This is a genomic window from Nostoc sp. FACHB-892 (assembly GCF_014698795.1).
Taxonomy (GTDB): domain Bacteria; phylum Cyanobacteriota; class Cyanobacteriia; order Cyanobacteriales; family Nostocaceae; genus Nostoc.
The window spans coordinates 189,745-211,458 of record NZ_JACJTR010000008.1; the positions used below are offsets into that span (position 1 = coordinate 189,745).

The following is a 21,714-nucleotide window of genomic DNA, read 5'->3' on the forward strand; positions in this document are numbered from 1 at the left end:
GGCAACATACATACATTTTGCTAAAAACGCGAAATTCAATAACTAGCAACTTAGGTTAGCAAATCTGAATTCTGTAGATTCTTGATAACCTATGCACCTCCAATCAAGAGAAATAGACATATGCGGGAATTACTTGTTCACGCATTGATGATTTCTTTCAAGTTAAAGCAGGATAGTTGCATTCCAAGCAAGATATGTACATAGAAAGCAGAGATCAAAATTTTTAATCCTGTAGCCCGTTTTTGAAGATGAGTAAGTGCTATCTATATTCTTCGAGTATCAATTCGCGATCGCTTATTCTTTCGCACTGAACTTTGGGATTTATTGCTGGCTTGTTGTGGTAACTCACGCCAGCATCGGATAACTGTACCAAGTATCTGCAATCTTTTAAGCGGTGTGATCCCAGACTGAATTTTTCATTCTAAGAACTTTATTAAGATTACCAAGATTGCAATATAGGACAGAATAAATATTGTTCACAAACTTAGTTGTATACAACGCCAATTGCCGTTATTAACTTAGAAATTGCCCTAGTTAATTGCAACTACTAAAGTTATTTAGTATTTGCAAATAATTAGTAATTAAATTACAGAAATACAAATGTTAACTGATTTATGCTTAAAGTGGGTAAAACAGAGTTTGTAATAGAATTTGAATTAAAAAACATATATTTATGAGCAAATCAAATGATCAAGGTCACTATTTAAGAATGAGGTTTACAATGACAAAACAATATTTTTGAAATAAATTTATAGCAAAACAAATAGCAGGTATTTAGTAATTTGAGCGAATACTTACAACTAGAACCAGCTGTATGCATAGTTTATAGGCTCAAATACTTTTGTTAACTAATTTTAAATTAGCTGTAAGAAGCTAATTAAATTAAAATGCGACAGCCTAATTGGTGTATTAGGTTTTGATTTTTCATGCAAAGTTTTAGCTTTTAAAGAGTATAAAAATCAAAATAATCAAATATAAATTTTACGTAAACCTATCAATTTATTCTATCGAATATATTGACTTATAAAAGAAATAAGAGTAACCTAAATCTAGAAAGTAAAAAATAAATTTTGTAAAGTAAGCCTACAGACAGAATAGAACCTATAAGCTTAGGTGAATTAATCTTATTAACACAAACATCTTAAAGATGTGTTAAAAAACCTGTTATAAATCCAGATTTTTGGCACAGATTTAATATGTCTGCCTTACAAAGAGAACTGTAATAGTATAGAGAGAGGTACATTAAATGAGTACTGATTCTAATAGTTTGATAACGCAGCACCATTTTTCAACGTTAGTAGAATTGCTGACTTACAGAGCAAAAAATCAATCTGAACAGAAAGCTTATACTTTTTTACAAAGTACAGAGACAGAAGCACTATCGTTGACTTATAAAGAGCTACATTTGCAAGCGCAAGCGATCGCAGCTAGTCTGCAATCTTTAAATCTAGTTGGCGAACGTGCTTTGCTCCTATATCAACCGGGTATAGAGTTTATTGCTGCTTTCTTTGGATGTTTATATGCCGGCGTTGTTGCTATTCCTGCATATCCACCTAGACGAAATCAAAAGTTGTCCAGGTTGCAGGCTATAGCGGCAGATGCCCAAGCCAAGGTTGTACTTACTTCTCAATCTCTTTTGCATAGCCTGCAAACCAGCTTCAATGAAGAGGATTTAGAACTTTCTGGATTGCATTGGCTAGCTACCGATGGCTTGAGTAACGATCTAGCCCAAGCATGGCAACCGCCGGAACTCAACGGTAATACCTTAGCTTTCCTCCAATACACATCTGGCTCTACAGGAACACCAAAGGGCGTAATGATCACTCATGGGAATCTGCTGCATAACGAGCGGATGATCGAGAAAGCCTTTGGACATACAGACAAAACTATTGTTGTTGGTTGGTTGCCTGTTTTCCATGACATGGGACTCATTGGAAATGTGTTGCAGCCCATATATTTAGGGGTTCCTTGCATTCTCATGTCTCCAGTTGAGTTTCTCCAAAAACCAATTCGCTGGTTGCAAGCAATATCCCGCTACAAAGCTACAACGAGTGGTGGGCCAAACTTTGCTTATGACCTCTGCATTCGCAAGGTGACACCCGAACAGTTAGCGACTCTCGATCTCAGCAGTTGGGAAGTTGCCTTTACTGGTGCTGAACCTGTCCGGGCTGAGACTTTGGAGCAGTTTGCTTCTACTTTTGCACCTTGTGGCTTCCGCAAGGAAGCATTTTATCCCTGCTACGGTATGGCAGAAACTACTCTGATAGTAACCGGGGGTGAGAAAACAGCTTTACCAATCACTTGCAACGTAGAAAAAGCAGCATTAGAGCAAAATCGAATTGTCAAGCAGCCCGACGGCCGCAAAGATAGCCAGATAATAGTAGGTTGTGGGCAAAGTCCTTCTGATCAGAAGGTGATCATTGTTGATCCCCAATCATTAACCCTCTGCGATCCTGAGCAAGTGGGAGAAATCTGGGTAGCTGGGCCGAGTGTTGCTCAAGGTTATTGGAATCAACCTGAAGAGACAGAAAAAACTTTCAATGCATACTTAGCAGATACAAATGTTAACAATAGTGCAGTGTCAGGCCCATTTCTTCGCACGGGAGACTTAGGATTTTTGCAAGATGGGGAGTTGTTTATTACAGGGCGGCTCAAAGATGTAATTATCGTCAGAGGGCAAAATCATTATCCCCAAGACATTGAACTGACTGTTGAAAAAAGTCATCCATCTCTGCGAGCCGGTTGTGGAGCAGCATTTGCTATTGATTTCAAGAATTCTGAACGACTAGTTGTTGTTCAAGAAGTAGAACGGAGTTATCTGCGAAAGTTAAATGTTCAAGAAGTCATCGGACAACTCAGACAAGCAGTAGCTGCTCATCACGGTTTAGAAGTTTTCGCTAGCGTACTCGTCAAGACTGGAAGTATTCCCAAAACTTCTAGTGGCAAGATTCGCCGCCAAGCTTGTCGGAGTGCATTTCTTTCTGGAACTTTAGATGTTGTAGAGGATTGGAGTGAAAATCCTCAAAACAAATCTAAGTTTATCAATCTACAAGCTGATGTTGATTCTATGTTAGGAAAACTAACAGCTGGTAAACAGCTATGAACAAACTTACATCTTCACAAGTTCAGTTTTTAGGAACTCATGTCAAAGGCTGAAAGTGGCAAAATAAGTTACTTGATTCAACTTGTAACAATCTTATTGCACAAAGCATACACCTTCATCAATACATAGGAAAGACTAAACAATGGAAACGCAAAATCTTCAAGTGAACACCATGTCTAGAGTTTCAGAGATTAACAAAGTCGATGCACCCAAACAGATACGGACAGCAGCAGAGATTCAAGCTTGGACAATCTCTTATTTAGGTGAACTGCTGGAAGTTGATCCCGAAGAAGTTGATATTACAATTCCCTTTGATCGCTATGGTTTAGATTCTTCAGCAGCGATTGGTTTAACTGGTGATTTAGAAGATTGGTTAGGATCTGAGGTTGATCCAACCCTCCTTTACGATTACCCAACTATCGAAGGACTTGTTAACCATTTGAGTGCCAATTTGAATTGAAGCCTTAGAAATCTATCTTACTTGGTTTACTTGAAAATACCTGATTTAAGAGGAAGGAAAATTGTGACTACAGCTAATCTATTGAATGAGAAACCCAAAGTTGTAAATGTCCCAGTGGACAAACAAAAGAAGCATTTTCAAGTCATCGATAAAACGTACCAGAACAATACAGAATCTGATTACACCGAGAAAATCGAAGCTCTGGGTAAAAACTTTGACTATAGCCGCAACGGTGATCATTTCTGGGGCGATCGCCAGCTTTCTACTCTATATGGGACTCCTCTTTACGAACAAGCTTCTCACTCCCAAAAACTAGCTCTTAACCACCTTTACTGGGTGGGGCAGTATCAACATACTGCATCTTCTGAAGCAAACACCATGCTCTACAACCAAATTACATCTGGTGTTTTTGCTCACGTTGGCGGATATGAAACTCTCTGCCAAGAGCTAGACTTTGAAACCAGTCAGGAACGTTACCACATCAACACGTTCCATAAAATTGGTTACAAAACGAAGATTGCTTTACTGGGTAAAGAATCCCTTGGCAATCCTCTCCATAAAAAGTTGAATAACCAGACTAACAAAAATCTACTGCCAAAATTACCAGAACTTCCCAATAAAGAAGCACTTCAGAATTCCACCTTTCGCTTTCTCACCAAACTGATGCATCCAGGTAAGGGAGGCTACTATTCACAGTACTTGAACGAAAAAGGTGACACAATTCCGACAACCACTGGTGGACTGGCTGGACTCACTGCATCTCCATCAGCCTTTAAATACCTGAGTTTAAATTGGGGTAGCTCTCCCTTCTTAGCCGCTCAATATTACTCGGTGCGGATGGTTGCAAATATGTCGTTAAAAGCATACGAGTACAACTACTACAAACAGTTCAGGGATTTAGATAAAAAAGGTGAGTTCATCCCAGATCCAATCGCTGTATCTTATTATCACTTGTTGGATGAAGCCTTCCACACCACAATGTCTCAGACCATTGCTCAAGAGGTATATAAGGATTTTCCGAAGCCAACAGTATACGAGAAGTTGCTGTCTAACGCGGTTATCTTTTTGTTACAACGGGGACTTTTGGGCGGACTGTCTGCGGCACTACCAGCTACATTCCGGGATGATGTAAATTTCATGCCTTCGTATTATCGCCTGTTGACATCTCCTCTATTTAATAAAATGTCCCAAGAAGACGCACTCCATTGGATGGAAAAGTGTTTGTGTCAAGAACACGAAGGTTTCCATGTCAATCTCAAGTATCAGCAAACTCTGCTGAATGATTTGAAACGCTTCTTCGGTCATCTTGAATACCTGTGGCCAGTTAACCGCGAAATGCGCGTGATGGCTGAGGGTGGATCGATAGAAAAGGCAATCAAACGTAATCAAATAGCCTTTAAGCAATTCGCTAGCTCTGTTGCTGCGTAGAGCGATCGATCGCACCTTTAAGCGTATAAAGCAGCAATACATCAGTATTGAGGACTTAATTAGTGGAACCCATTGCTATTGTCGGTATTGGCTGTCGCTTTCCTGGCGCTAGCAGTCCAGAGGCTTTCTGGCATCTTTTGCATCATGGTATTGATGCTATATCCGAAGTCCCTATGGAACGATGGGACGTAGATAGTTTATACGATCCCGAACCTGCTACACCGGGAAAAATGAGTACTCGTTATGGCGGATTTATCGAAGGCGTAGATAGTTTTGATCCGAGCTTTTTCGGTATTTCGCCCCGCGAGGCAGAGCGGATAGATCCCCAACAGAGAGTGGTTCTGAAAGTTGCTTGGGAGGCTTTGGAAAATGCAGGAATTGCACCTTCTAATCTCTCTGGTACTCAGACAGGAGTCTTTATTGGAATTGGGAACTATGATTATGGAATTGTGGTTTCTAAGGATTTAGAACGCATCAATGCTTATGATGGCACTGGTAATACACTTGGTATTGCTGCAAATCGCTTGTCTTATCTGCTCAATCTGCGGGGGCCAAGTTTAGCGATTGAAACTTCTTGTTCTTCGTCTTTAGTGGCGATTCATTTAGCCTGTCGCAGTCTGCAAAATGCAGAGTCCGATTTATGCTTGGTGGGAGCAGTTAGCTTAATGTTGTCGCCACAACAGACAATTATCTACTCCCAAGCTCGGATGATGGCATTGGATGGTCGTTGTAAGACCTTTGATGCTAGTGCTGATGGTTATGTTCGCGGCGAAGGATGCGGTATTGTTGTGCTGAAGCGTCTTAGCGATGCGATTAGAGATGGCGATCGCATTCAAGCTGTCATCCGAGGTTCGGCAATTAATCAAGATGGTTTGAGTAATGGATTGACTGCTCCCAATGGCCCTTCCCAACAGGCTGTGATTCGTCAAGCTCTCGAAAATGCCGGAGTAGAGCCAGCGCAAATTAGTTATGTTGAGGCTCACGGAACTGGTACATCCTTGGGAGATCCGATTGAGGTTAGATCCTTAAAAGCAGTATTGGCAGAGGGACGCAGCACCGATCAACCTTGTCTAATTGGCTCAGTCAAAACAAATATCGGTCATCTGGAAGCTGCTGCTGGGATGGCTAGCTTACTCAAAGTAGTACTGGCGTTACAGCACAAAGAAATTCCAGCGCACCTGCATCTGAAGCAGTTGAATCCATATATTTCCTTGAGTGGAACACCCTTTGCGATCGCCACAGAACGTCAACCTTGGAATGTGAGTACAGAGTCTCGTTTGGCAGGCATTAGTTCCTTTGGTTTTGGCGGTACTAATGGGCATATCATTGTCGAGGAAGCACCCTTACAAATTCAAAATTCAAAAGATGGTACTGAAAGCAAAGGGGCAAATGACATTTCCCCTTTCTCCCTGCCCCCTGCCCCCTTGCCTCTTGTTGAACGTCCTTTACACTTGTTGAGTCTTTCGGCAAAAAGTGAGCAGGCATTGCAAGATTTAGCCCAGCGCTATGAAGCAAATCTGGCAACGCACCCAGAATTATCTCTGGCAGATATTTGCTTTACTGCTAGTACGGGGCGATCGCATTTTGACTACCGCCTAGCTGTGACAGCTCAATCTGTGGAACAGTTACAACAGCAGTTGAGTGCTTTCGTTACCGGGCAGCAGCCTCATGGATTAGTAACTCGTCAGGTTATCAATCGCAAACAACCGAAGATAGGCTTCTTGTTCACTGGGCAAGGTTCTCAATACGTGGACATGGGACGCGAGTTATACGAAACGCAGCCCACTTTCCGCCAAACCCTCCAGCAGTGTGATGAGATTCTGCGTCCTCATCTCAAAAAATCTCTCTTAGAGGTGATTTATCCCAGCAATAAAAATGCGGGTGTTTTGGTAGATGAAACTGCCTATACTCAACCAGCACTATTTGCTCTGGAATATGCCTTGTATAAACTGTGGCAATCTTGGGGCATTAAACCTGCTGTGGTGATGGGACATAGCGTTGGTGAATACGTTGCTGCTTGTGTAGCAGGCGTGTTTAGCCTAGAAGACGGATTGAAATTGATTACTGCACGGGGACGGCTGATGCAAGCCCTACCTGCCAATGGGATGATGGCGGCAGTCATGGCTAGCCCTGAACAAGTAGCAGAACAGATTGCACCCTACTGTGCCGATAATTCGTTAGCAAAACGGGACACAGTAGTATCTATAGCCGCTATCAATGGGCCCCAGAGCGTCGTGATTTCTGGAAAGCGCCAGATGGTTGAAGCAATATGCCAATCCTTAACAGCATCTGGAGTTAAGACAAAACCATTAACGGTGTCTCACGCTTTCCACTCACCATTAATGGCCCCAATGATGGAGGAATTTGCAGCAGTTGCCAAGACTATTAAATACTCCCTTCCTCAAATTAAGTTAACTTCCAATGTCACCGGAAAACTAGTTAGTGAAGAAGTAGCCAATCCTGAGTACTGGTGTAATCATGTGCTACAACCTGTGCTATTTGCTGAGGGAATGCAGACTTTAGCGCAGCAGAAATGTGACGTATTACTAGAAATTGGCCCCAAGCCAACACTGTTGGGTATGGGCAGACAGTGCTTGTCTGAGGCACAAGTAAAACAACTGCTATGGTTGCCCAGTTTGCGCCCAGGCCAATCTGATTGGCAGCAATTACTCCAAAGTTTGGCAGAACTGTATGTGCAAGGGGTTGCTATTGACTGGAAAGGATTTGACCGAGATTACAACCGTAAGCGCGTAGCACTACCGACTTATCCCTTTCAGGAACAACGCTACTGGGTTGAATCTGTTGATAATCAGCCTGCCCAGACAGAAATCCCTGTTGTGAATATTGCACAGACTCCCATGTTACACCTGTTACAGCAAGGAGAGATTCAACAGCTAACAGAACAACTTACTAAAACGGCGAATCTGTCTGCTGATGAACAAAAATTTCTCCCGAAGCTGTTAGAAGCATTGGTGAAGCAGCACAAGCAGCAATCAATCGCTGCCTCAATTCAAGATTGGTTCCACAATATTGAGTGGCAATCTAAGGCAAGAGAGATAACGGAAGTTGACAAAAAGCCACAAATCGGTACTTGGTTGATTTTGGCTGACATTGGAGGAGTAGGAAAGGCTCTCGTTGAACATCTGCAAAAACAAGGTAACTCTTGTATTTTGGTTTATCCAGGAGAATTTTATCAGTCAAAAGGAGGCTCTACCTGGGTTATCAATCCTGCAAGTACAGCAGATTTTGAGCGGTTGCTGAATGAAATTAGAACAGTTACTCAAAGCCAGCTACAAGGTGTTATTCACCTGTGGAATTTAAATACAGCTAAATCTGAGGTAACAGTAGCGGAGTTAGAGAAATCCCAGGTGTTGGGCTGTGGCAGCGTCCTATCTCTAGTGCAGACTCTTGCTCGTCACAGTAATATTGATTCACCTCGGCTGTGGTTAGTGACCAGAGGCGCACAGCCAGTGCAAACTTTACCAGAAGTTACCCAAGCATCATTATGGGGTATGGGTAAGGTAGTAGCACTTGAGCATCCAGAACTATTCGGTGGCATGGTGGATTTATCTCCTGAGCCAACATTAGAAGAAATATCTTTGCTATTGTCAGATATTGCAGATGCTCAAGGTGAAGACCATTTTGCATATCGTGGCGGACAACGTTATGTAGCTCGTTTGGTACGTAAACAACTACCAGCCAATGTTGAAAGTTGCTCAATATCCGCAAACAGCACTTATCTGATTACAGGTGGACTGGGTGCGTTAGGGCTGAAAGTAGCAGAGTGGTTGGTGGAACAGGGAGCTAGACAACTGGTGCTAACTGGACGTAGACAACCTAATTCTGAAGCAGAAACTGCGATCGCTCACCTAGAAAAGATGGGAGCTACAATCCTAGCAGCCCAAGCTGATGTTACCCAAGAGCAAGATTTATTGCAACTATTACATCAAGTACGGACAACAATGCCACCTCTAGGTGGGATTATTCATGCAGCAGGAGTTGTGGGATATGAAACATTGCAATCTCTGCAATGGGAATCGCTAGAGGCAGTATTGCGTCCCAAAGCGATCGGTACTTGGCTTTTACACCAACTCACCCAGGATATAAAACTGGATTTCTTTGTTGTCTTCTCTTCTATTGCCTCAGTCTGGGGTTCTCGTGGACAAGCTCATTACGCGGCTGCCAATGCTTTCTTAGATAGTTTTGCCCACTATCGCCAAGGGCAAGGAATGCCGACGTTAAGTGTGAACTGGGGGCCTTGGGCTGATGGTGGTATGGCTTCTGATGAAGCTCAAACTTGGCTGGCTCGGATGGGAATTGGCATATTGCAACCAGAACAAGCGCTCACGGCTTTGGGTTTGTTGCTGGGATCAAATACAGTCCAGGCAACGGTGGCTCAGGTGGACTGGGCGCTGTTCAAAGGGCTATACGAGGCCAGAGGACGGCGAACCTTACTTGAGGAATTGTCAGTTCAACCATTAGCTGATAGCCAGCCGCAGTCGATTGCTACATCAGTTCTGGTGGCAGAGTTAGAAGCAGCCCCAGCCAGCGATCGCCCAGCCATGTTAACTGCTTATCTCCAGTCAGAAGTCGGTAAAGTACTAGGCTTTGAACCATCACAACTACCTAACCCAGAGCAAGGCTTTTTTGATTTGGGTATGGATTCGCTGATGGCAATTGATTTAAAGAGCCGGCTAGATAAGAGATTAGGAACAACATTACCCTCAACAATTACATTTGAGTGTCCCACAATTGCCGATTTGGTCAAATATTTGGGTCGAGAGGTATTTTTCTGGGACAGCACAGCCAGCGATGTCACAACTTCGCCAGATGAAGAGGAACGGGCTGCAACAGTGGAAATAATTCAGCAACTATCAGAAACTGCACTTGAAGCCTCAATTGCAGAGGAACTGGCAGGGTTAGAATCTTTACTGCAAAGGACTTAACATGGGTGAGCATTCTCCAAAAGTAGACCAGTTGAATTCATCGCAGCGCTTGCTTTTGGCGTTAAAGGAAGCGCGGGCTAAACTTGAGGCGGTGGAGCTATCCAAAGCGGAGCCGATCGCTATCATTGGCACGGCTTGCCGATTTCCAGGTGGAGCTAATGATCCAGAGGCATTTTGGCAACTGCTGACAAACGGGGTAGATGCGATCGCAAAGACACCCAGCGATCGCTGGGATGTTGACGCATATTATGATCCCAATCCTGATACTCCAGGGAAAATGTATACCCAGTATGGGGGATTTTTACAGCAAGTAGATCAATTTGACGCTCAATTCTTTGGCATTTCTCCCCGCGAAGCTGTGAGAATTGATCCCCAGCAACGCTTGTTGTTAGAGGTGACTTGGGAAGCTCTGGAGAATGCAGGTTTAGTTAATAACAAGCAAGCAGCCAGCCAAACGGGGGTTTTTGTCGGAGTAACGACAAATGACTACGCACGCCTGTTGATGCCCTACGGGGATCTGAGCCAAATGGATGCTTATTACCTAACAGGTAATCCCCTAAATGCGATCGCTGGACGTTTGTCATACACTTTGGGGCTACAAGGGCCTTGTATGGCAATCGATACAGCTTGTTCGTCGTCTCTAGTAGCCATTCACACGGCTTGTCAAAGTCTGCGGAACGAAGAATGCACCCATGCTCTAGCAGGTGGAGTCAACCTAATTCTCTCACCAGAAAACAATGTGGCGCTCTCCAAAGCCAAAATTCTTTCTGCTGATGGTCGGTGTAAAACTTTCGATGCCTCGGCTGATGGTATCGTCAGAGGTGAGGGTTGCGGAATCATAGTACTTAAGCGCCTTAGTGATGCGATCGCTGATGGAGATAATATCCTCGCTTTGATTCGAGGATCGGCTGTTAATCAAGATGGTGCTAGTAGTGGTTTTACAGTTCCCAATAAAGCGGCTCAGGAAATTTTGCTCCGCCAAGCCTTGACAAGGGCAAGAGTAGAACCATCAGAGGTAGACTATGTAGAAGCTCATGGCACAGGTACACCACTGGGAGATCCGATTGAAATCAGAGCATTGGCTGCTGTGTTTGGTAAAGGGCGATCGCTAGAAAACCCCCTAAAAGTTGGTTCAGTAAAAACCAATATAGGACATTTAGAATCAGCCGCCGGAGTTGCCAGTGTAATTAAAGTTGTATTATCTCTGCAACATCAGCAGATTCCTCAGCAGTTACACTTACAGCAACTCAATCCCTACGTTGACTGGAACGAATTGCCAATATCTGTAACAACAAGTCTAACGGCTTGGACTGCAACCCAAAAGCGGCGGATTGCTGGAGTTAGCGCTTTTGGAGCTAGTGGTACTAATGCTCATGTAGTCTTAGAAGAAGCGCCTTTATTACAGCCAAAGACAGAATCAACAACGCAGCGATCGCTACATTTGTTAACTCTCTCAGCTAAGACAAAGGAAGCTCTCAAGCAATTAGCTGCTCGTTATCAAACACATCTAGCTGCCAACCCCATAGATTTAGATTTAGAAGATATCTGCTTCAGTGCTAATACTGGACGCGGTGATTTCAAACATCGTCTAGCTGTGCTTGTATCTTCAACCACAGAAGCTTCTCAAAAGCTGTCTGCCTTTGCTCAAGGGCAAGAAGTTGCAGGAATTATTTGCGATCGCATGGAAGGAGCAACTTCTCCAAGAATAGCTTTTCTATTCACCGGTCAGGGATCGCAGTATGTCGGTATGGGGCGGCAACTCTATGAAACCCAACCAACTTTTCGTGTAGCACTCGATCTCTGCGATGAAATATTGCGATCGCAATTCGATTTATCTTTGCTGAAAGTTCTCTATCCGCAAACAGAGGATGTAAGTAATTCCCACATTTTAGATGAGACAGCTTATACTCAACCCGCCTTATTTGCCTTAGAGTATGCCCTCTTCCAAATGTGGAAATCCTGGGGTATAGAGCCAGCAGTGGTAATGGGGCATAGTGTTGGAGAATACGTTGCCGCTTGCGTAGCCGGAGTTTTTAGCTTAGAAGATGCTTTAAAGCTGATTGCTACACGGGGACGATTGATGCAAGCTTTGCCTCAAGATGGGGCAATGGTGGCGGTGCTAGCAAATCCAGAGTTAGTAAAGACTGCTCTAGAACCTTTTAGCGATCAGGTATCAATTGCTGCATTCAATGGCCCTAAGAGTGTGGTGATTTCTGGGAAACGGGAAGCCGTAAAATCAGTTTGCGCTGTTTTGCAACAAAGAGCAAAAACAAAAGAACTGCAAGTTTCTCATGCTTTCCACTCGCCCCTGATGCAGCCAATGCTGACAGAGTTTCGGCAGGTAGCAAGCGAGGTTACTTTCTCGACTCCGCAATTGAAACTTATTTCCAATCTGACTGGAGAACTGATCACAGACGAAATAACTACTCCTGAGTATTGGTGCAATCATATTCTCAATCCTGTGCAATTCGCAGCTAGCATGAAAACGCTGTTGCAGGAATATGAAGTATTTCTGGAAATCGGTTCCAAACCAACATTGTTGGGCATGGGTCGCCAGTGTGCATCAGAGGAGGGACAAGTATGGCTGCCAAGTTTACGTCCTGGACAAGACGATTGGCAACAACTCCTGCAAAGCTTAGGAGAATTGTACGTCCGGGGAGTATCAGTAGACTGGAAAGGTTTTAATCAAGATTATCAGCCTCGCCGAGTATTATTACCAACCTACCCATTTCAACGAGAACGATTTTGGGTAGAAACAGTTAACAAGGCAATAGAGGTAAAATTCCTCCCATCAAAAGAGCAAAATACAGATTGGTTGTATGAAATCGCTTGGCAATCCAAAGCCCTCAACTCTGTCCAAGCCGGAAAATCAGGTAGTTGGTTTATCTTCGCTGATCAAGGCGGGATGGGGCTAAAGCTAGCTCATCTGCTGGAGTCACGGGGTGAGTATTGTATCATCGTTACTGCCGGGTCAAGTTACAAGAAGTTACAAGATGAGCATTATCAGATTGATCCGTCGAATCCTGAAGATTTCCAACGTTTGCTCCGGGAGAGTATAAGCCAATATCAACCGCCTTATCGTGGTGTTGTCCATCTGTGGAGTTTAAATGATCAACCATCAGCATTAGAAGTTTCTCAGGGAGAACACTGTGGTAGCGTGTTGCATCTGCTGCAAGCGCTGACTCGAACTGAATGGGTTGAATCGCCCCGGTTGTGGTTGGTGACTCAGGGCGCTCAAGCAGTAGGGAAATTAACACCACTGCAAGTGCAACAGTCTACTTTGTGGGGTTTGGGACGAGTGATTGCTCTGGAGCATCCAGAATTGCGCTGTTCTCGCTTGGATTTAGATCCATCCGCCACACAAGAACAAGTGTCAAATTTATTGGCGGAACTGTTAGCACAAGATGCAGAAGACCAAATAGCATATCGTCAAGGCGATCGCTATGTTGCCCGCTTAATACAACATACCTCCAGCATATCTGCAATTAACCAAAGAAAGGTCATCCGCGAGAATAACAGCTATCTGATTACCGGCGGTTTAGGAGCATTGGGATTGAAGGTAGCCCACTGGCTGGTGGAGCATGGAGCGCAGCACCTCGTGCTTACAGGACGGCGTGGAGCTTCTGAAGCAGTGCAGCAAGAAATTAACAAGTTAGAGCAAGCGGGGGCGCAAGTACTGGTTGTTCCAGCCGACATCTCAAATCGAGACGATGTTAGTAAGTTGTTGGCGAATGTGAAAAATTCCATGCCTTCCTTGCGAGGTATTATCCATGCTGCCGGCGTGTTGCAGGATGGAATGCTGCTAGGGCAAACTACGGAAAGTTTTAGCAAGGTGATGGCTCCCAAAGTAGCTGGAGCATGGAATTTACATACCTTGACTCAAGATTTAGAGCTAGACTTTTTCGTTTGCTTCTCATCTGTATCTGCCTTACTAGGTTCCCCCGGACAAGGAAACTATGCTGCCGCTAATGCTTTCATGGACGCGCTGGCGCATCACCGCCGCGCCCTAGGATTACCAGCAGTCAGCATCAACTGGGGTCCTTGGAAAGATGCAGGCATGGCAGATGCTTTAAGCAGTCGAGAACAAGCGCGTTGGGCAGAGCAAGGTATAAGTACAATTGGGCTAGAGTCAGGATTGCAGATATTGGAGGATATTCTAACTCAGGATGTCGCTCAGATAGGTGTGCTACCAGTAGACTGGTCTAAATTCTTGGGACAACTGCCACAAAATTTAGAATTTTCCTTCCTTGAGGTATTTGCTTCACAGGTAGAACCAGCACAAACTGCAAAATCTGAGTTTCTCGAACAATTAGAAGCAGCTCCTGCTAAAGAAAAGCGATCGCTATTATTAACTCACGTTCGCTCCCTAATTGCCAAAGTCTTAAATTTGAAATCACCTGAAGAAATAGACATATATCAAGGTTTTACAGACCTGGGTATGGATTCGCTTATGGCTGTGGAGTTAAAAAATCGCCTCCAAACCAGCTTGGAATATTCGATTCCTGCATCCTTAGTTTTTGACTATCCCACAGTAGCAGCCTTAGTTGACTATTTAGCTGGGGAAATGCTGGCAACATCTGATGTCGTTGAGAGCGAAGTTGTAGAGCAAATTATCCCTGAATCAAATTTTGACGATTTATCCGATAGTGAGGCCGAAGCGTTACTACTTACCAAATTAGCAAGCATGAGGTATTAAAAGCAATGAGTGTAAATTCCGAGCAAGCACAGTCTCCATCTCCAATCAAGCAGGCGCTTCGAGCTATAGAAAGCTTACAAACCCAGCTTGACGCGCTCAAGTACGCCCAACAGGAACCAATTGCGATCATTGGCACGGGTTGCCGATTTCCTGGAGGAGTAGAAAATCCAGAGGCTTTCTGGCGGCTGTTGCGCGACGGAGTTGATGCCATTACCGAGGTTCCTGCTGACCGATGGGATCTGGAAAAATACTACAATCCAGAACCGGATATGCCTGGTAAAGTATGTACCCGCGAAGGTGGTTTTTTGACAGGAGTTGATACCTTTAACCCTGAGTTTTTCGGGATTTCAGCACGGGAAGCAGTAAGCATAGATCCTCAGCAACGGCTTTTGCTAGAGGTTAGCTGGGAGGCTTTAGAAAATGCTAATCAAGTACCAGAGCATTTACATAACACAGCTACAGGGACTTTCATCGGTATTTACTTAAATGACTACAGCAAAGTCATGTCATCGTTAGGAGATGTATCCCAGATTGATGCTTTTTCTGCGATCGGTAACTCTTTAAGTGTAGCTGCTGGGCGCTTATCCTATTTTTTAGGACTAAAAGGCCCTAGTATGGCTGTCGATTCGTCCTGTTCTTCCTCTTTGGTATCAGTACATTTGGCTTGTCAGAGTTTGCGCTTAAAAGAATGCAATCTAGCTTTAGCTGGCGGAGTTGGGTTAAATCTCGTCCCAGACACAAGCATTGCTCTTTCCAGAACACGGATGCTCAACCCTGATGGGCGCTGCAAAACATTTGATGCTGCTGCCAATGGCTTTGTCAAAGGAGAAGGGTGTGGCCTTGTTGTCCTCAAGCGCCTCTCGGATGCTTTGGCTGACGGGGACAAAGTTTTAGCCTTGATTCGCGGTTCTGCGGTTAACCATAATGGACGCAGTAGTAGCTTAATTTCTCCCAACGGACTATCTCAGCAAGCCGTGATTCGCCAAGCCTTAGAGAATGGCGGCGTGGAACCAGCGCAAGTAGACTATGTAGAGGTTCAAGGCACAAGCACATGTGTAGGAGAACCGATTGAGGTAGCAGCCTTAGAGGCAGTGTATGGCAAGAATCGTCCTCAAGACAAACCTTTGGTTATTGGTTCGGTAAAAACCAACATTGGACATTTAGAACCAGCTTCTGGTATTGCAAGTTTAATTAAGGTGGTGCTTGCCTTACAACATGGGGAAATTCCAGCCCATCTGCACTTCAAACAACCGAATCCTCATATTAACTGGAATGAGTTGCCACTGAAAGTTCCTGCACAACGTATGCCTTGGCAGATAACAGAAAAGCGGCGGTTAGCGGGAGTAAGTGCTTTTGGCTTTAGTGGCACTAACGCCCACGTAGTTCTAGAAGAAGCTCCGGTTTCAAAGCCAGTAGAAAGAACAGTGGAACGTCCCCTGCACCTGCTGACTTTATCAGCGAAGACAGACGAGGCACTTGTGCAGTTAGCTCAAAGGTATGAAAAGCACTTCGCTAATAATCCAGATTTAGCTGTGGGAGATATTTGCTTTAGTGCTAATACCGGGCGATCGCACTTTCAACATCGCTTAAGTGTGGTAGCATCTTCATCTACCGAACTCTGTGACAAACTAACTGCCTTCAGCGCTGGGCAAAAAACAGTCGGATTATTCCAGGGAAAAGTTACAGATTCCCCCAAAATCGTCTTCCTTTTCCCCGATACAGGTTCAGAATATGTCGGAATGGGTCGTCAACTCTATGAAACCCAACCAAAATTTCGGCAAGCTTTCGACCGTTGCAATGAGATTCTGCGTTTTTATTTAAAATGCTCCTTGGTTGAGATTCTGTATCCCGAATCAGGAACAAGTTCTCTGCTCAAAGAAGCTGCTTACAGCCAACCTGCCTTATTTGCCCTCGAATACGCCTTATCCCAGTTATGGAAATCTTGGGGTATAGAACCCGCCGCAGTTATGGGCTACGGTGTTGGGGAATATGTTGCAGCCTGTGTTGCTGAAGTTTTCAGCTTGGAAGATAGCTTGAAGTTGGTTGCTGAACGTGGGCGCTTAATGCAAGCATTACCCGAAGTTTTTACTTTTGAAAACCAAGCCATCCTCAAAGAAGTCACCTACTCTCAACCACAAATTCCTTTAGTTTCTCATCTGACTGGTGAATTAACTACTAGTGAAATAGCTACCCCTTTATATTGGAGCCGTCAAGGGCAACAACCCTTGAAATTTGCCGCCAGCATAGATAACTTAGCTCAACAAGGTTACGAAATATTTGTGGAAGTTGGGCCAAAGCCGACTCTAGTTGATGGCTTGCCTAATATTGAAAAAGTTTGGCTTTCGACTCTGAATCCTGGTAAAGATGATTGGCAACAAATACTTGAGAGTTTAGGTTCTTTATATGCGCGTGGGGTAAAAGTAGAGTGGTTAGGTTTTGACCAAAATTACTCACATCAATATGTAGAACTACCCACTTATCCTTGGCAACGAAAGCGCTACTGGTTTGAGCCTAATAACAATGGACATAAAAAAGTTGACATTTCCTCTCAAAATCATGACTTTCTCGCTCAGATAGATAACCAACAACTGATCGAGCAGTTACAAATAACCGGAGAACTCTCAAAAGAGGAATTAAATTTGCTGCCTAAACTGCTTGGGTTGTTAATGAAGCATCCTCAGCAGCATGATGAATCAAAAGGGGAAAAGCAAACAGATATAGCACAAGCGATTAATGCTCAATTTTTGACAGTAGAAGATATTCAAGTTTGGTTAACTAACCAAATTGCTAATGATTTAGGAGTCAAGCCTGATGAGATAAATATTCGAGTACCTTTCGATAGCTACGGATTGGATTCTGTATTAGCGATCGCGATCGCTAACGCTGGTAAACAATATCTTGGAATTGATATGTCTCCACTTCTCTTGGTGCATTATCCCACCATTGAGTCGCTTTCACAGCACTTAGCCCAAGAGTTAGAAGCTTCTGACTCAGAAATTTTTGAAATTTAATTGCAAAACTTGTTTAAAACAATTACAAATTAATGGAGATTAAGAATCTATGAACGTATCAGAACTTTTAGAAGATTTAACTCAAAAAGGCGTTCAGTTGTGGACTGACAATGGTAAACTAAAAGTCAATTCTCCAAAGGGATTGCTATCAGCAGAACAACGCACTGAATTAGCTCAACGCAAGACAGAAATTCTGGCGTTTCTGCAAAGAAGTAACGAAACTACTAATGATAATTCTGGAACTAAAACTCAAGACCTCAGCTTGCAAACAATTGGTCGTTTAATTGGAGGTTTTTGCCGTAAAGTTGCAGGTTTTACCCCTCCCATTATTGATCCAAAGGCGATGGCCAAAAAGCTAAAAGTTGCTTTTAGACCTTTGCCAGATGGATACAATGAAGAAACAATTTTGAAATTTAGAGAAGAGTTAGAAGATAAGCTCCGGGGCAATGGAGTTCAAATCTTAACTTGGGAAGAAGCAACTAAACAGGTTGATTACGAAATTACTATTCCTTTGATTAATTGGAAAAAGAACATTACCACAAATGTCATTAAAACAGGTGTTAGTGCTGTTGTTGATGTGGATAAACATCCTTCTTTAATTGGAAAAATGAAGATATTTGTGGTAGAGTTACTTTATAAATTCTATTCTCGATTTATTTTAAAAGACCGACAGCTATCTGCTTCTAAAATTATGCAGTTTATTAGTTGGGCAGAAGAAAATATCCTACCACTTGAAGACCCAACAAATACTCAAGTTATTATGTTAACGAAGCTTAATAAAGAGTTTGTTGATCCAAGTATTCCATATCAGAAAAAAATTCCTATTGGTGTAAACACTCTAATTAGAACATTTTCTGAAATTGTAATTGGAGTTTCAAATGAAAAGATTTCCATTTTAAATATGAACTTGTCAGACTCTGTATTTTCTGCTGAGTCGGTTGATCAATTCGTTTGTAACTCTTTAATTCCTAAAATTTATGTCCCAATTCTGCCACTATCTCTGAGCCGATTTGAGATTGGTGAGTATGATCCGAAAGAATCTATTTATGCAAAACAATTAGTCAGATTAGGTAAGGAGTTAGCATCAACAGGTCTACTACCTTCTGGTTTTAAAATTGACGATGTGATTAAAAGAAAGTCTCACCGAGATATTGTAGATTGGATGGCTAATGGTAGAACAGGCGTTTCTTATGGTTTTGTTGCCTACGCCGAGCCGCCACAATATATAGGTGCTGTAGAAATATCTGAGCAAGAGTGGGAAAATCTATCTTCTATTGAAGGATTCAGTTGTGATGAACTGCGCCAGAATGAAATCGGTAGAAGATATATCAAAACCAGAATTGGGGGAAAAGAGGTATTTAAACAGCTACCAGATATCTGGGTGATTAGTTCTCGTTCAGGCGCGAATAAAACAAACCTGAATTTAGAAACTGATGTGTTGAGGTTGGGGCTGCAAGATAGATTATTACTGCAATTACCAAAAGGTATGGATCTAGTAGTGGGTGATATTAAACCCTCTTATGATCTTTATGTCATGGTTGCGATCGCACTAGCTGCGGCTTTGTATGCGCCAGAACTTATTAAAAATGGTACACCAATGGTTCATTTCCACGGGTATCCCTCAACTCAGTGGTTTGAGCCAGATAACGAGTATTGCACTGGAGTACACAATCCCTCAGTTCCTTGTGGAACCTATGAATCAGGAGTTTTCAACTTCTTAGGCATACACGATTTAGTCAACAAATATGGCAGCGATATTGCCCTAGCCAGCCTGATTGAACCAGATCATGGCACAAATATCATCGCCTCTGACTGGGAGTATTTAATCGCCAGAATCAAAACTGGAGTTGAAAAGGGACAAATTGATTTGGGTGGTAAGCATTTCCCTTCTCTCAAAGAAACCATCACTACTCGCTGAACTGGGTTGGTACTAATGAATGAGGATATTAAGCAATCATGTCAATAATTGCAGGTCAGACAGTACTTTTAACAGGTGCATCACGCGGAATTGGAGCCTTTATTGCTCGCGGTTTGGCAAAAGAAAATGCAACTATAGTTGGTGTGGCGCGATCGCAAGAAGGACTGGATCAATTATCTGCCGAAATCAAAGCTTTAGGTGGTCGCTGGTTAGGCATTAAATATGACCTCAGTAACCTAGAAGATATGCCAAATCTGGTTGAGCAAATCAATAAACTTGCAGGACCTATTGACATTTTAGTTAACAACGCAGGTATCGAGATTTACAAAAACTTTCAAGATTACTCTGCCTCAGAACTACAGTCAGTATTGACAATTAACCTGCTGTCTGCGATGGAATTATCCCGTTTGTTATTGCCAACAATGTTACGTCAGAAAAGGGGCCACATAATTAATATCGCTTCTCTATCTGCTAAAAAAGGAAATCCCTACAACAGTATTTATTGTGCCAGTAAAGCCGGTTTGCTCATGTGGAGCGATTCTCTAAGGCAAGAATTGTCAGGTACTGGTGTAGATGTTTCGGTGATTTGTCCGGGATATGTTTCTGGTCAAGGGATGTTTGCTGATACTGGTATACCTGCGCCAAGTTTAGCAGGTACATCGAAGCCAACAGACGTAGCGATCGCAGTAATCCAGGCTATTAAGCAAAATCAGGCAGAAGTGATTGTTAATCAAGACCTGATGACAGCAAATTTTACAAAACTCTTACTGGCCTTATGGCAAATTTTCCCCCGATTTGGAGATAAATTTTATCAGTGGATTGGGGTAAATAAACTCAACCAAAAACGCGCTGAAAATCAAATGCAAGTTGCGTTTAAAGCTGATGAAAGTAGAACAATGGTCGGCGCAACACCAGATTTGAAATAAATCTGTTGATTTGGTAGCGATCGCTAATACAAACCTTATAAAAAAAAGCGATGAAAAAAGTATATTTGATGATTTATGATGCTGGTGCAGGCCATCGCAGCACTGCCAAGGCTTTGCAAAAAGTTATCGAGGAGCGAAAACTGCCTTGGGAAATCCATTTAGTCGAGGCTTTTATAGAAATCCTTGGAACCTCTGCATCGCAGGATTTTTATAATAAGTTCGTACTCCAAAAAACTTGGGCAAAACTTATTAACGAACCCCTATTGGTTCCCTTATTCAAGCTACAAATCCGCCTTCAACATTCTGCTTGGTTAGCACGTTTGAAAAAATACTGGCAGCAGCATCAGCCTGATATGGTAGTTTCAGTGCAACCGTATATTAATCGAGTGCTTTGTGAAAGTTTGCAAGCAGCATCTCCAGGTGTACCATTCGTCACATTTATCACCGATCATGCCGATTGTCCGCCCCACTTTTGGATTGAAAAGCAAGAGCAATTTTTGATTTGTCCGACTGAAAAGGCAGTTGAACAAGCCAAAAACTTTGGTTATACACAAGATAAAATTTTCCGCACATCAGGAGTAATCATTCAGCCTCGTTTTTATGAACCCGTTTTGTGCGATCGCCAAATTGAAAGAAAACGCTTAGGACTAGACCCAAATTTAGCTACTGCTTTAATCACTTTTGGTAGTCAGGGTTCAAACGTGATGCTAGAAATTGCCGATTCTCTGGAAAAATCACAATTAAACCTGCAACTTATTTTTATTTGCGGACGCAATGAAGAATTAGCAGTCACCTTGCGCCGTCAACAAAGCCGTTTACCAAGGTTTGTGGAAACTTTTACCAGCGAGATTCCTTACTATATGCATCTGTCTGATTTCTTCGTTGGTAAATCTGGCTCTGTAGGTGTTAGCGAAGCTGTGGCGATGAACTTGCCAGTAATTACAGATTGCAATGCCTTAAGCTTGTTTCAAGAACGGCCTTCGGCTGAGTGGATTGCAGATAATGAAATTGGGATTGTAGTCCGCGATTTTCGAGATATTAACCAAGCTGTAGCAAAGTTAATCGAGCCGGAAACTCTGGCTCGTTACCGTGCAAATGCTGCCGCCATTAATAATAAAGCAGTGTTTGAAGTTGTAGATATTTTAGAAGGAATCTTGGAACAACCACAGTTAGAAATACACAGAGAAGGCGATCGCACTCCTAATCTTCGTTATGCATAAAAGAAA

9 protein-coding genes are annotated in these 21,714 nt (G+C 43.0%); all 9 read left to right on the forward strand.

Going from position 1 to position 21,714, the window contains the following annotated elements:
• The first annotated feature begins 1,246 nt into the window (after positions 1–1,246).
• A complete protein-coding gene (locus H6G96_RS13620) occupies positions 1,247–3,103 on the forward strand; it encodes a fatty acyl-AMP ligase (protein ID WP_190911944.1) in 1,857 nt (618 codons plus the stop codon).
• A gap of 142 nt (positions 3,104–3,245) precedes the next feature.
• Positions 3,246–3,563 (forward strand): acyl carrier protein, encoded by a 318-nt coding sequence (locus H6G96_RS13625; RefSeq protein WP_190911945.1) that lies wholly within the window; start codon positions 3,246–3,248, stop codon positions 3,561–3,563.
• Between the two features lie 63 nt (positions 3,564–3,626).
• On the forward strand, positions 3,627–4,991 hold the full coding sequence (locus H6G96_RS13630; RefSeq protein ID WP_347242228.1) for a hypothetical protein: 1,365 nt from the start codon (positions 3,627–3,629) through the stop codon (positions 4,989–4,991).
• A gap of 62 nt (positions 4,992–5,053) precedes the next feature.
• Positions 5,054–9,937: a type I polyketide synthase gene (locus H6G96_RS13635; protein ID WP_190911946.1), complete on the forward strand. Its 4,884-nt coding sequence runs from the start codon at positions 5,054–5,056 to the stop codon at positions 9,935–9,937.
• A gap of 1 nt (position 9,938) precedes the next feature.
• Positions 9,939–14,633: a type I polyketide synthase gene (locus tag H6G96_RS13640; protein WP_190911947.1), complete on the forward strand. Its 4,695-nt coding sequence runs from the start codon at positions 9,939–9,941 to the stop codon at positions 14,631–14,633.
• A 5-nt stretch (positions 14,634–14,638) separates the two neighbouring features.
• Positions 14,639–17,644, forward strand: a complete 3,006-nt coding sequence (locus H6G96_RS13645) for a type I polyketide synthase (RefSeq protein WP_190911948.1) — start codon at positions 14,639–14,641, stop codon at positions 17,642–17,644.
• Positions 17,645–17,693: 49 nt separating this feature from the next.
• Entirely contained in the window at positions 17,694–19,562 is a 1,869-nt protein-coding gene (locus H6G96_RS13650; protein WP_190911949.1) for a hypothetical protein, read from the forward strand.
• A gap of 38 nt (positions 19,563–19,600) precedes the next feature.
• Complete coding sequence (locus tag H6G96_RS13655; RefSeq protein WP_190911950.1) at positions 19,601–20,488, forward strand: SDR family oxidoreductase; 888 nt, start codon at positions 19,601–19,603, stop codon at positions 20,486–20,488.
• A gap of 50 nt (positions 20,489–20,538) precedes the next feature.
• On the forward strand, positions 20,539–21,708 hold the full coding sequence (locus H6G96_RS13660; protein ID WP_190911951.1) for a glycosyltransferase: 1,170 nt from the start codon (positions 20,539–20,541) through the stop codon (positions 21,706–21,708).
• The last annotated feature ends 6 nt before the right edge of the window (positions 21,709–21,714 follow it).

Coding starts and splice junctions, on each gene's coding strand:
- H6G96_RS13620 (WP_190911944.1), top strand. CDS start 1,247: ATGAGTACTGATTCTAATAGTTTGATAACGCAGCACCATTTTTCAACG.
- H6G96_RS13625 (WP_190911945.1), top strand. CDS start 3,246: ATGGAAACGCAAAATCTTCAAGTGAACACCATGTCTAGAGTTTCAGAG.
- H6G96_RS13640 (WP_190911947.1), top strand. CDS start 9,939: ATGGGTGAGCATTCTCCAAAAGTAGACCAGTTGAATTCATCGCAGCGC.
- H6G96_RS13645 (WP_190911948.1), top strand. CDS start 14,639: ATGAGTGTAAATTCCGAGCAAGCACAGTCTCCATCTCCAATCAAGCAG.
- H6G96_RS13650 (WP_190911949.1), top strand. CDS start 17,694: ATGAACGTATCAGAACTTTTAGAAGATTTAACTCAAAAAGGCGTTCAG.
- H6G96_RS13655 (WP_190911950.1), top strand. CDS start 19,601: ATGTCAATAATTGCAGGTCAGACAGTACTTTTAACAGGTGCATCACGC.
- H6G96_RS13660 (WP_190911951.1), top strand. CDS start 20,539: ATGAAAAAAGTATATTTGATGATTTATGATGCTGGTGCAGGCCATCGC.